The following is a 12,227-nucleotide window of genomic DNA, read 5'->3' on the forward strand; positions in this document are numbered from 1 at the left end:
TTGACAGTGGTTATTTATTAATCATAGGGATTAAAATTTAACTCCTTATCTATTGGAGGATCATAATGACTTTTTTTAAGAAAATTATGCAAATAACCATTCTTACTGCGTTTCTTATTCCCGCGGTAGCAAATGCAACATTAACCTTATACACCACCAATTGGTCCATGTATGGTCAGAACCCTTATGAATATGACGGCGCTTATAAAATTGGTCGACCTTATGGACAATTGGCTTATGTTTCCAATCCTGAAATGGTTGCTCAATTTAATAAGGCAGATGTCATCGCCTGGAGTTTTTTACAAGTTTGGAATAGTAAAGATCCGAATCAAGCTCTATACCAAATTCCTTCCAGTTGGGATGGTTTAATGCACTTTGCTGATCTCTGGGGTGAGCTGCCTCTAGAAGGCTCCTGGATATCTCCTTTACCTCTGGAAACTAAAGATTTCCTTAATTTTTGCACCGCGAATCAAGGCAGTTGTGCTTCGGTACAGACGAATGGCAATACGGGCCAAAAAGAATTATTCAATTACACAGATCAAAAAGGTGTAGGTCAACTCAATAGCTTTGGTGCCTTTATTAATTCCAATAAATATACCGCAAAACGTATTATTGCCATCGGTGGCGCAAATACCCCAGATAATAAAGGAATTAGCACTGCCACATTCGCAGCCATCTTTGCTAATCAAAATAAATTCCTAAATCAATTCAAATCCTGGATGACTCATTTTAAAAACTTAAAAGGAATTGATTATGATTTCGAACCCCCTATTGATCTACAAACAGGCGGCCAATTACCTCCTGATGCGAAAACATTGTCCGACTACAAACACCTTTTTGATTTGGTCAAAGCCAGTCGTCAAACATTAGGAAAAGACACTTATATTTCAGTAACCATCACTGTAAATAAAGAGTATTTGGAAAAAATCAATCAATCAGTAGATGGTGGTTGGTTTAAACAAATCGCAAATTATGCTGATAGTGTTAATTTAATGACTTATGATTTACATGGTCCATGGTCACAAAGCAGCGATCCTTATACCGCAGTTCATGCTTATCTAAAGCAACCAGAGACCAGCCGTAAAGATGAATTTGCGATTAACTATGCAACGGACTCTATTACAGAACAAGTTCTCGGATATGGAATGCCCAAAGCAAAATTACAGGTTGGTTTAGCTGCTTACGGACGCGGTTTTTCTGGGGTTAATACTGGTGAAAACCCTGCACTTCCAGGTTTTGAACAACCTTGGAATGGTGCGAGTCATTTTGCCTCTGACTATACCATTCAAGATGGTCTATTACCTTATAAATCCGTGGATAAATTGGTAAAACAGCTGAATTACAAGATTGTTCATATCAATGCCTTGGATGATAATAATAATTCGTTCATTACTGGTTCTTACCTCTACAATTCAGCAGCCAAACAATTTGTTGGCTACCAATCACCAGAGGTAGTTAAGGCCGTATGTCGATTTGTTAAGAGCAAACAACTTAAAGGCGCCATTATGTGGAGTGCTGATACAGACTTACCCGTTTCTAATCCAAACAGTCTGGTTGCTGCTTACAAAAGCCTATGTAATTAATGTGTAGGTGCATTGTAGTAAAACCCGAAAGATCCTCTTAACCTCTACGTACCGCGCATAAAGCGCGGTACGTAGAGGTTGTGTCTGCCGCTGCCCAGGTTCAAAACTTGAATCCTTGCTCTTCCTTAACTATGATATTGAAATATAAAAATATTTCATAATCAATAACGATGGAACTCACCCTCTCCCCTCTGACTTCAAAATGGAAAATGATTTTGGTTTTCCTATCACTCATTGCAATTTTTCTCTATATCGTAATGAAAATAATGGATTTGCCGCAAGCAGAAATCCCTTTGTTGATTATGATGTTCACCGGTGGAATCCCCTTATTTTTACAAATCGTATTAAAATTAGTTCGAGGAAATTTAGGTGCCGACTCCTTGGCTGCAATTGCGTTAATCACTGGTACCTTTTTACATGAATATCTAGCTGTGGTGCTGATTATACTAATGTTAGCCGGGGGACAAACATTAGAGCAATATGCAATGCGTAAAGCCTCTTCTGTATTAATGGCGCTTGCCGAGCGTATGCCTACTAAAGCGCATCGAAAAATTAAGGACCAAATTGAAGACATCACCTTAGCTGATATTCGAGTTAACGATAATATCGTGATTTATCCTTATGAAATTTGTCCTGTAGATGGTACTGTTGTCGAGGGCCATGGCGTTATGGATGAGTCCTATCTGACGGGTGAACCGTATATGATATCCAAAGCTCCGGGCACCACTGTAATTTCCGGTGCAATTAATGGGGAATCCCCTTTAACCATTCAAGCAACAAAATTATCTTCTGATTCACGTTACGCAGCGATTGTCGAAGTGCTTAAGGAAGCAGAACAAAAGAGGCCTTCTTTACGACGATTAGGAGATCAAATAGGAGCAATTTTTGCTCCTCTAGCCTTGATTTTTGCATGTGCTGCTTGGTACTTCACTGAAGAAGCGATGCGTTTTCTTGCTGTGGTCGTCATCGCTACACCCTGTCCTTTACTCATTGCAATTCCTATTACATTGATTAGCGCTATTTCAATGGCTGCCAAACAAAGTATTATTATTCGCGATCCCACTGTTCTTGAACAATTGCCTACATGCCAAACTGCAATTTTTGATAAAACAGGCACTCTAACCTATGGCAAACCTACATTATCAGAAATTCATCTTGCCAAGAACACCCGCCTTACTGCGGATATCATTTTACAATCCATAGCAAGTCTTGAACGTTATTCCAAACATCCACTAGCACCCGCCATTCTTAATGCAGCTCAAGAGCACCATTTAGAATTGCTGGAAGCTTCCCATGTCTCCGAAAAACCCGGTCAAGGGTTGACCGGAACCATAGCGGGTCATAAGATTTATGTTACCAGTCGTAATAAGTTTCTACTCAATCAGCCTCAATCGGCTCATGAACTTCCGCCAGAAGCTCCGGGATTAGAGTGCATTGTCCTCTACGACGAGCAATTTGCAGCTTCATTAATATTTCATGATGCTCCTCGTAAAGAAGGAAAATCATTTATCAGTCACTTAACCCCTTCACATCAATTTAAAAAAATCATGGTTGTCTCTGGTGATCGGGAATCCGAAGTACGTTATTTAGCGTCACAGTTAAATCTGAAAGAAATTCGTGCTTCACAAAGTCCTGAACAAAAACTTGCCATTGTTCGAGAAGAAAGAAAAAAAGCACCTACAGTATTTATGGGTGATGGCATTAATGACGCGCCGGCCCTTACCGCCGCAACAGTGGGTATTGCCTTTGGACAATACAGCAATATAACCTCGGAAGCAGCAGGCGCCGTGATCATGGAAAATACCTTAAAAAAAGTTGATGAGTTGATTCATCTGAGCCTGAATGTCCGTAAGATTGCCTTACAAAGTGCCATTGGCGGAATGCTACTCAGTATCATTGGGATGAGCTTCGCTGCTCTTGGCTATATTACTCCAGTGACCGGCGCAATTCTTCAAGAAATAATTGATGTGCTTGCCATTATTAATGCGCTAAGGCTCGCGTGGGGAGGAAAAATCAAAATTGATTTACCCCCTGTCACTAGCTAAACCAATTTAACAGCAAAAGTGATTTTAACTCCAATTTTGTTATTCATTTATACCATTTTAAAAAGAACACGATTAAGCCCCCAAAGATCGAGGTGAAAAATATAAAGAGGAAGTTGAGGTAAAACTGAATGCCCGAATTAAAATCATTTTTTTACAAAGAGATCGTTTTTTTTCATAAGTCCTGAGGGAGTTTGCACTATACTGTATATAGTGAGTATGAAATTGGAGGTAAAGGATATGAACTCAGCCAAAAAGAACGATCCTTATGAAGCCAGGATTAAAATAGAGGAAAAAATTATTTCTTCAACAACCGGAACAAATATTGAATCTTTAACGATACTTTTGACTGAACAATGTGATTTAGAGCATTCAGGAGCAGAAGGAGAAATCATTGAGATTGCTACAGGAAAAATTATATATAGATGTCATAAACAAACCATAATAGATATATAACCCTTCTCAAATGCGCTCCCCCCTTTAGAAATCTTCTTCCGACTTAATGTTCTTCTTTCCTGTTTTATAGACAACCCGTGAATACTTTAAGCTATGATTGCATTGGACTATAATTAGACTACAATTTCGGGTAGCAAGGAGCAGCCATGAAAATCTATCTCGTTCAGCATGGGGAAAGTCTAGGAAAAGAAATTGATCCCCAACAGTCCCTTAGTAAAAAAGGAACGACTGATATTGAGAACTTAGGTCATTTTATTGCTGAACAAAAAATAGAAATCGCCCATCTATTTCACAGTGGTAAACATAGAGCAGAACAAACAGCTGCAATTTTAGCATCCAGTCTTTCCACAGAAATTGAATTGCATCAGGGACTAGCGCCACTAGATGATGTAAATCCGTTAGCAGATGAACTAAACCAAAAACCACATAACCTTATGCTCGTGGGACATATGCCTTTTATGGGTAAATTAATTGGTAAACTAGTTCTTCTAGATGAAGAACGGTCTATTATTGCCTTTGTTCCAGGAATAATTATCTGCCTTGAAAAAACCAATGAAGGCAAGTGGCTCATCAATTGGGTTAGACGTCCTGACTAGGCAAAAATAAATGTTAGCTGGGAAGCAAGGAGTAACTGCAAAAATTCGACAAGAACTAAAGATATCCAACAGGAAAGATTGCAAGCAAGCAAAGCTAATGTATTATTAAATATATAATACTGGTACGAGTCAGAGATATGTACAAACACATTATGGTAGCCGTTGATGATACTAACTCATCCAATCTAGCACTAAAAGAAGCTATTAAACTCGCGAAAAATCAAAATTCCAAGCTATGTATCGTTCATATCATTGATACACTGTATGAAGGAGATGTTGATCGCGACTCATTTGTTGCGTTAACAAAAAAACGAGGACAGGAAGTTTTAAACTCAATGAAGAAAATGCTCAGTCGTTCGAAAATTGAATTCGAAATGAAACTTATCGAGTTAACTCCTTCCAAAGCACAAATTGCGGAAAAACTTGTTGATGAAGCAACTTCATTATCTGCTGACTTAATTGTTATAGGTACCCATGGTCGTCGTGGTCTCCATCACATACTTACCGGGAGTATTGCAGAAGAGGTCATACGAATATCCAAAACTCCAGTATTACTAGTTAAGCGTTAGCAGTTATTAGGCCACCTTACCTAGAACCAAAATCTTTTTTTCTTAACTTCTTTTGCATTGCCTCCTACTCCTCGAAAAAGGTCTATATTAATAAAATCTTAATAATTTTATGCTAAATTGTAGCCTATAAATTGCACACATTGATATAATTATGCCGATAATATACTCAAAGCAACGTATAAACTTCGACTCTTTAACTTCTAGCGATCTTCCTCGATATGAATATCATCGTACTGTACGCAGTGCTATTAGGTTATCTGCTACCAGTTATTCGCAACAAACAAGAGATGGGATAATTTACCAATGGGATAATATAGCTCCAGAGATTGCTCTTGTTATCCTTCAAGAGGCTCAAAAACACCAAATTAATATTCAAAATGAAATAATTCAGAGTATGGGCGAAGAAGTATTTCATAAAGAGTGTCTGCAAAATGCTATTGAGAAATTACAGAGTAATCCACGCTATTCCCTTTTTGTACAAAAATTAGCACTACATATTACAGGTAAAAAATCTAAAGAGCTTAGTCTGGAACACTTAACATCGGCAGGAATTGTGACTCTTGAGCAATTCGATGAAGTATTCACTCACTTTTTGTATGTACAAAATAAATTAGACACGAGCTTCCCTAATTTCAATAAAATAACCGAAGAAGATGATTATTATCAGCTCATAACATACATGGCGAATGAACCATTATATGAATCTTTTCTTCATTCATTAACCCAATATCTTGCTGCAGAGTTTAATAAAGACAGGATAAAAAGCCTTCACGTTGCAGTACCTAAAGAAATCGATAGCAAATCGCTATTAAATTTTTTCCAGGCAATAAGCTATGATCTAAGTGTACAGCCTCCCAAAAAACCACTGCAAGCCAATACACTGTATGTCACATTATTAGAAAATGAATTGAGCTACACAGTCGTTGACCCCATGGGGAATGAAATTACCGCATCAATCCCTCTTAATGAATGCTCTTTTACCTTGGACGAACAAATCACTGAGGAAGAACTAAAAAGTCATTTACCGGATCTGTTGAAAATTACATCTAAAAGAGGTCATACCGGTGATATGGCACTGAGTACCAGAGCATTAAAAGAAAAAGGTATGGCTTTTCTGGAAAGTGATGTTGGTTCAAGCTTATTTTTATCTCATTTACCTGCGGTCGATTTGGTTAAGGATGAGCAATATAAATTTAATCTTTATCAATGGTTAAATCAGGGAAATTTAGAGCGCTTAACAGATCTTTTGGTTTCAGGAGCATGCCAACGCTATAACCAAGAAATGGATACTTGGATAAAACAAATGACCAAACCTGCAGAAATAAATGATGAATTTAAAAAAGAAATCGAGGCTGTGGGTGCTTTAATGAAAGAAATTACAGCCCTAATCGCTACTCTTGATGATAATCCAAATGCAAAAGACCAGGAATTAGATAAAAAAATAGAGCTTTTACAGGTTCATTTAAAAAAACTTAAAAGCCTTTATAACAGCACACCTTTTTTAAAACCAGGAGATGATTACCCCTCGACAGCAGGTAATTTTGAACAGTTCATTAAAAAAATCCTATTCAACTCCTCTGAGGATAAGTTGATTCAATATATTGCCGACAGTAGTGATGCAGACAAAATTTGGAAATTGCATTTGATCGAGTTGGTTAGTGGATTAGTTAGTGACAGAGATTTTGTTGCAGTTCGTGATATAAAAAATAAAAATGACCATTCTTTTCTAACAGATAAATTAGGTTCTATTGTTCCTACACCTATTGTCTTTAGAGAACAGCTTAAAATGAGACTTACAACCTATCTCAAAAATGATATTCATCATTATTGCACAGTACAGAGTTATCAAAATGATAGATTAAATATGACGGAAGCACCTGTTGTTTTTAGAGGAGGTCATTTAACTGATTCCCTTGAGGAAACCATACTTTTTGCAAAAAAAATGACTCGCACGGGGGAATATTCCGCTGACAGTCATTTATTATCTGGACAAGAAAATAATATTAAAAAACATGAAATTCGTTCCGGAGCAGCCACAACCCTGGCAGCTACAGGTGTTGGTGGAACACGTTCCGTTACGGATAAACTTGATGTTGCACTTAAATTTGGTGGTATGAAGGATGTAAAGATTCTCTATATTGTTCGTGGTAAAGAATCATTTCATTCACAACCTTTTGCAGAAATTGTAGGAAAGACCAAATTAGGTGAAATAGCTTATACCCATGTTGATCCTCATGATTATGTCATGACAATACTCTACAATCGTAACAATGAAATACTTGATGTGATTCCAGGAAACTTGGATGGAGAAATTCAAGGAGTAAACGAATCAACTCGAGAAGTGCTTGCCTCGGGCATTAAATTTTATAATAAAAAGCATGATGGATCATCGACTTCACCCTCGGTAAAACTACCAACTCCGCTTAAACAGGAATCTGCAACAACACCTCTTTCAGCTGAGAAAAAACCATTACTTGATGTTCTACACTCTCATCAATTAGAACCTAGTTCATCTGTTCAATTAGTTCCTTCTGCAAAAAAATTCGACAGTATTAGAATTTCACGACACGTTCGTTCTGGTCATAAAATGCTCTCCTTGGAATCATTGAGACCTGAAATAGAATCCCTAAAATTATCTGAGGAAAAACTGCAATTTCCTGAGGGTTCGTTTAAATTGATTCCTGGTCGATTAAGTGAAGTAAGGGAAGCTGCCATAGCTCACTTCAATATGAGACATATATTAACACTGAAAGATTTTAATCGATGGAGCCCTCGGGAGAGAAGGCTACAGGAAACGTACAATCGTATATTACAACCTCATTTTATGGAAGGTGACATTCAAGAACAATTAACGCATGCAAATGTCGCTCATGAAGAGTGGTTAACTGATGTGTTAGTTCCCAGAATGCAGACAGCATTGATCCTTCATCTTGCTGCACGATTAATTACGGATTATCGAGTCGATACCGAAGAAGTAAACACGTTCACTCAAAAATTATTCCATGACATCATGGATGGAGCTCAAAGTTATTCGCTCGTAATTGATTGGTCAAACATTAATGAGTCACTTAATGAAAAAGAAGTACATCAAAGTTGTATTAATAAAGCGCAAAAAAGAATCCAACAATTATATCCTTCTTTAAGCATGGACAGCATCGAATACGAAACCAAATTCAAATCCTTTTTAATAATGGAAAAAAATAAAGTCCAAAAACAACTGGTCAATAAAACAATGTCCCACTTTCTTGATCAAAACTTAGAGCATTTTGTGCAAAAATATAAACTGGAGAAAAAACCCGTTCATTCATTGACTGATAATCGTGATTTTGTTTTTTTAGGTCCTGCAGCGAGCGGTAAAAGTACTATTTCCAATCTATATATTACCAAGGAAGAACGAAAGGATTATGTATCTTTAGCTACGGATGATTATCGAGGCATATTTTTGCCATTTACAGAGGATTTTGAAAAACGAGAAACAGAACAAGCCTTTATTCGTACACAAGACAGCGCCTACTTAATTAGCGAGCTGGTTGAAGAACGTATTTTGGCTCAAACAGACAAAAGACCCAATGTAATTATTGATGGCGTGACCTACAAGTCCTCGCAAAAAGCTTTAGTAGAAAAAAATAATAATTCTGTAGTGGTTTGTGCATGTTTAGATGATATGTCCCAAGTTGTTAAGCGCTCTTATGATAGAGCCAAACAAGAAGAAAGCGGTTCAGCTGATAAAGGACGATATGTTAACACCACTAGCTTGCTCCATATGCATAAGACAGCAAGCCTCAATTTAATAACGTATTGCGCCCCCAATTCTACCATTGCTTTTTATAATACTAATGTACCGCGTGGCATAACTCCTCCCTTGATTGCTACTGTAGATACGCATGGAGAAAAGACACTCTCTATTAACCATGCTCAAGGTTCCTTGATGTATTTAGCTTCTTTTTTCAATAAAGCACGGGTAAATGTAAGAGCTAAAAACGATCAACATCTTTTTTTAAAAAAATTAAAACATCCTGAGTTTCAAATTGATTCATTATTCGCAGTTATGGATCATGGATTTAAAATTGTCCTACAAGGTGAAAATCAATTGCCTTGTTTAGTCGTCAAAAAAGGAACTAATGGTCAGATCATGATGGAAATTCTTGATCCCGAACAAGTCAAAAATAAAATCGAAGAAAATAAAACTGAAAAAGCCTTGTTACAAATGCTTTTATTGTATGGGCAACTTGGAAGTTTGAAAGCTGTTCAAAAAGAATGTTTGATGCATGAAGACATTGATCTAATTGTCGAGCAAATCATTGATGCTCAATCCGAAACCAAACAATTAAAAACCCATCAAACAGAATTCATTTAAAAAACAATTTGCAACTATAATGTATAGAGTGCAAAGTTAATGCGATATAATTCGTTTTTTTAGATCAGGAGGAACCATGAACGCTCGTTTGTTGAAAAAGATCACACGAGAGAGAAATAAGGTAAAACAATTTATCGATGAGATGCGCTCGCTCCTTGAGAAAACTCCTGATACAGCCGAGAGAGCAAATCGTCTTGAGGTTTTTGATACTTTATTACTCTTGGCAACCTATGCAAAAGCTGAAGATCTTGAACATGAATTTCAATGTGTGCTGCCCAAAAATGAAAAGGCGAATACTATCGTTTACTTGCAGCAGCATCTTCGGGAAATAAATGGCTTATGCCAAGGATCCCTGAGCGATGATCATGAAGTATATAAAGATTTATTCGCTGATATCATCACAGAAAAAAAACAAAGTATACGTGACCTGTTGAGTAAAACCATTACGGAGCTCATTTTTGCGAAAACAAATACTCCCTCAGCTCGATTAACTATGTAACATAATTTTTTATGCTACTCCCCAACAAAACAATCCAATTGTTGCGGCCCTAATATGGATTGCTATGGAGTTTTCTCCATTAAGTACTTGTTTCAACTTATAAAAAATGTCTATAAAATGAAAGTCAAACAGTGGCGCCCTCATAAAAAATGGGATAAGATGGGCGCCCCGTTGTTCCTCAGGAGAATCATTCTGAGCACTTTTTTTAACGCGACACGTACGGCAGCTTCTGCAATTTATGCGGAGTTAAAATTTTATCCTTACTATAATCTGGGTTTTCATCTGGATGCAATTACTAGCTTTTTCTGCCACATATTCCGCGCTCTATATGACTTCACTGCATTCCTAATCCGTGTGTTAATTACTCCTTTTTGTCTTTTGAATCCGTTTTCCTGGCCCAGTTTACCAGAGCATGTTTGTAATCTTGTTGATGATTTAGTGGGTACTGCACTTAGCCTGGTCAGTATTGCCATTCATCCTGTTATTTTTATCATCCGTACATTGAGCTCCATATTTCGAGGTTATGATGAAGGAACAGATTATGATTGGGGCTCAGAGCCAGAAGAAGAGGATCTAAATATGGCTATGGCAATTTGGTAACCTTAAGACCAGATTCTGTATTATCGTTCTGCCATTTCAACAAAAGTTCCTTTCTTTAAAAAACTCATTATGAGTTGTCTTGTTTTTGAATTATTCATTATAAAAGTGTGATTGGTATTAACAATAACCGGTTCATTTTGACCTTCCAAACGAGCACATTCAGGGGGAACTTTCGCATCATATCGCCCAGCGATAATCCCCATTTTAATATTTGGAACAGGAACGTGATGCACATATGATGAGCGCTCTGAGCTTAGCTCTGCCAATGGCTTTATTGGAGAGGTGAGCATAGGAAACATCGTCGTAGAGAGTTTAGCTAATTTTGATCCTTGATTTGGTGGTGCCAACATGATGAGGCTACCTATATTTTTTAATTGTTTTTCTGACAAGGTAGCTAATGCCTCTCGGGTAATAATTCCACCAAGACTATGAGTAACAAAATTGATTTTAACGCCTGGATTTTTTTCTAATAAATTTTTAATAAATCGACTTAAATAGATACCATGTTCTTGAATACTGTATTTGGGGGAAGGATAACTATAGGAATAAACGTCATAGCCTTGTCTTGTTAGATAATTTTTTAATGGCCACATACTGAGAGAGGTACGCATCAAACCATGTATTAACACAATAATTTCCCGATTGTGTTTGCCCTGAATAGAAGGAGTTGCTGCGTGGGTTTGTTGCCTAGGATTGGATAAAAATGCATATGATTGAGCCATGTGACTCATCCCAATGAAGATCATCAGAAGGTGGATTAACTGTCTGTTTTTAAGAATAGCTCTGGACATTATTTCTCTTTATTTATTCTAATACGTACCATTTTAATTTAACTCCTATTACAGGTTCAAAAAAATTTTTAATTAAAAAGTATTTTATGAATTAATCGTTTTAAATCCATCCTAATATTGTTCTTAAAATTATCTATGCACTATCTTTCTTTCTAAATTGATAGATTTTTTACCTATATTATGGTACATGTTATCAACATTTGTACAGGTATGCAGTAAGCAATAAATCATTTTATAGAGCCTGTGTAATTAAAGCTCAGCAGTTATCCCCTATTATATTCAAAATTTGGAGTTTGTTATGTTGAAAAAAATAATGATGACCACTCTTTCTGTTATCAGCTTATCTGTTTTTCTTCCTGCTTATGCTGAAGGAGATATGAGTTGTAAGGTGCAAGTGGCTGTTGCTACACCACCAATACCGTTTGATCAGAATGTCGCATTTAATGTAACGTCTTATGAACTGGGGTTAAATAAATCGCTAACCCTAATGGGTGGAAGAGGACCTCAATTTATAGATAACATCCCTTGCTCTCCGGCTCCTCTGACCATCAGTGCAACCGTGTACGCCACACCTGGTTTTACCATGCAGGGCCAAGCCATTGGACAATGTGTTTTAAAAGCAGGATATGTTGTCTTAAATGGTTCGGAAAATAGTGTTTCTGTGGTATTTCCCTACGACTTTAATTGTGCAAATTAATAACTACTATGCGCCTATATCGCTTGGATATAGGCAC

10 protein-coding genes are annotated in these 12,227 nt (G+C 37.0%); 9 read left to right on the forward strand and 1 reads right to left on the reverse strand.

Annotation, left to right across the window (positions count from 1 at the left end; all coding sequences use genetic code 11):
- Positions 1–65 precede the first annotated feature (65 nt).
- The 8 genes from ACWTEW_RS11730 to ACWTEW_RS11765 all read left to right on the forward strand — a co-directional run bounded on the left by ACWTEW_RS11730 (position 66) and on the right by ACWTEW_RS11765 (position 10,702).
- A complete protein-coding gene (locus ACWTEW_RS11730) occupies positions 66–1,583 on the forward strand; it encodes a glycosyl hydrolase family 18 protein (protein ID WP_454781815.1) in 1,518 nt (505 codons plus the stop codon).
- A 209-nt stretch (positions 1,584–1,792) separates the two neighbouring features.
- Positions 1,793–3,628 carry a heavy metal translocating P-type ATPase gene (locus tag ACWTEW_RS11735; protein ID WP_454781816.1) on the forward strand — a complete coding sequence of 612 codons (1,836 nt, stop codon included), beginning with the start codon at positions 1,793–1,795 and terminating at the stop codon, positions 3,626–3,628.
- Positions 3,629–3,865: 237 nt separating this feature from the next.
- Complete coding sequence (locus ACWTEW_RS11740) at positions 3,866–4,081, forward strand: hypothetical protein (protein WP_454781817.1); 216 nt, start codon at positions 3,866–3,868, stop codon at positions 4,079–4,081.
- Between the two features lie 146 nt (positions 4,082–4,227).
- Complete coding sequence (gene sixA / locus ACWTEW_RS11745; RefSeq protein WP_454781818.1) at positions 4,228–4,677, forward strand: phosphohistidine phosphatase SixA; 450 nt, start codon at positions 4,228–4,230, stop codon at positions 4,675–4,677.
- Positions 4,678–4,814: 137 nt separating this feature from the next.
- Positions 4,815–5,246: a universal stress protein gene (locus tag ACWTEW_RS11750; RefSeq protein WP_454781819.1), complete on the forward strand. Its 432-nt coding sequence runs from the start codon at positions 4,815–4,817 to the stop codon at positions 5,244–5,246.
- Positions 5,247–5,397: 151 nt separating this feature from the next.
- Entirely contained in the window at positions 5,398–9,603 is a 4,206-nt protein-coding gene (locus tag ACWTEW_RS11755) for a DEAD/DEAH box helicase family protein (protein WP_454781820.1), read from the forward strand.
- Positions 9,604–9,679: 76 nt separating this feature from the next.
- The gene (locus tag ACWTEW_RS11760) at positions 9,680–10,102 is read left to right on the forward strand and encodes a hypothetical protein (protein ID WP_454781821.1); all 423 of its coding nucleotides are present in this window, start codon (positions 9,680–9,682) and stop codon (positions 10,100–10,102) included.
- A gap of 117 nt (positions 10,103–10,219) precedes the next feature.
- A complete protein-coding gene (locus ACWTEW_RS11765) occupies positions 10,220–10,702 on the forward strand; it encodes a hypothetical protein (protein ID WP_454781822.1) in 483 nt (160 codons plus the stop codon).
- A 20-nt stretch (positions 10,703–10,722) separates the two neighbouring features.
- Here ACWTEW_RS11765 and ACWTEW_RS11770 read toward each other — a convergent pair whose 3' ends face one another.
- Positions 10,723–11,493, reverse strand: coding sequence for an esterase/lipase family protein (locus ACWTEW_RS11770; RefSeq protein ID WP_454781823.1), 771 nt, complete (start codon positions 11,491–11,493; stop codon positions 10,723–10,725).
- 298 nt (positions 11,494–11,791) lie between these two features.
- Here ACWTEW_RS11770 and ACWTEW_RS11775 point away from each other — a divergent pair, with 298 nt between their 5' ends.
- The gene (locus ACWTEW_RS11775) at positions 11,792–12,190 is read left to right on the forward strand and encodes a hypothetical protein (protein ID WP_454781824.1); all 399 of its coding nucleotides are present in this window, start codon (positions 11,792–11,794) and stop codon (positions 12,188–12,190) included.
- Positions 12,191–12,227: the final 37 nt, after the last annotated feature.

The organism is Legionella stuttgartensis, assembly GCF_977063405.2.

Coding starts and splice junctions, on each gene's coding strand:
- ACWTEW_RS11755 (WP_454781820.1), top strand. CDS start 5,398: ATGCCGATAATATACTCAAAGCAACGTATAAACTTCGACTCTTTAACT.
- ACWTEW_RS11740 (WP_454781817.1), top strand. CDS start 3,866: ATGAACTCAGCCAAAAAGAACGATCCTTATGAAGCCAGGATTAAAATA.
- ACWTEW_RS11775 (WP_454781824.1), top strand. CDS start 11,792: ATGTTGAAAAAAATAATGATGACCACTCTTTCTGTTATCAGCTTATCT.
- ACWTEW_RS11735 (WP_454781816.1), top strand. CDS start 1,793: ATGATTTTGGTTTTCCTATCACTCATTGCAATTTTTCTCTATATCGTA.
- ACWTEW_RS11750 (WP_454781819.1), top strand. CDS start 4,815: ATGTACAAACACATTATGGTAGCCGTTGATGATACTAACTCATCCAAT.
- sixA (WP_454781818.1), top strand. CDS start 4,228: ATGAAAATCTATCTCGTTCAGCATGGGGAAAGTCTAGGAAAAGAAATT.
- ACWTEW_RS11770 (WP_454781823.1), bottom strand. CDS start 11,493: ATGTCCAGAGCTATTCTTAAAAACAGACAGTTAATCCACCTTCTGATG.
- ACWTEW_RS11765 (WP_454781822.1), top strand. CDS start 10,220: ATGAAAGTCAAACAGTGGCGCCCTCATAAAAAATGGGATAAGATGGGC.
- ACWTEW_RS11760 (WP_454781821.1), top strand. CDS start 9,680: ATGAACGCTCGTTTGTTGAAAAAGATCACACGAGAGAGAAATAAGGTA.
- ACWTEW_RS11730 (WP_454781815.1), top strand. CDS start 66: ATGACTTTTTTTAAGAAAATTATGCAAATAACCATTCTTACTGCGTTT.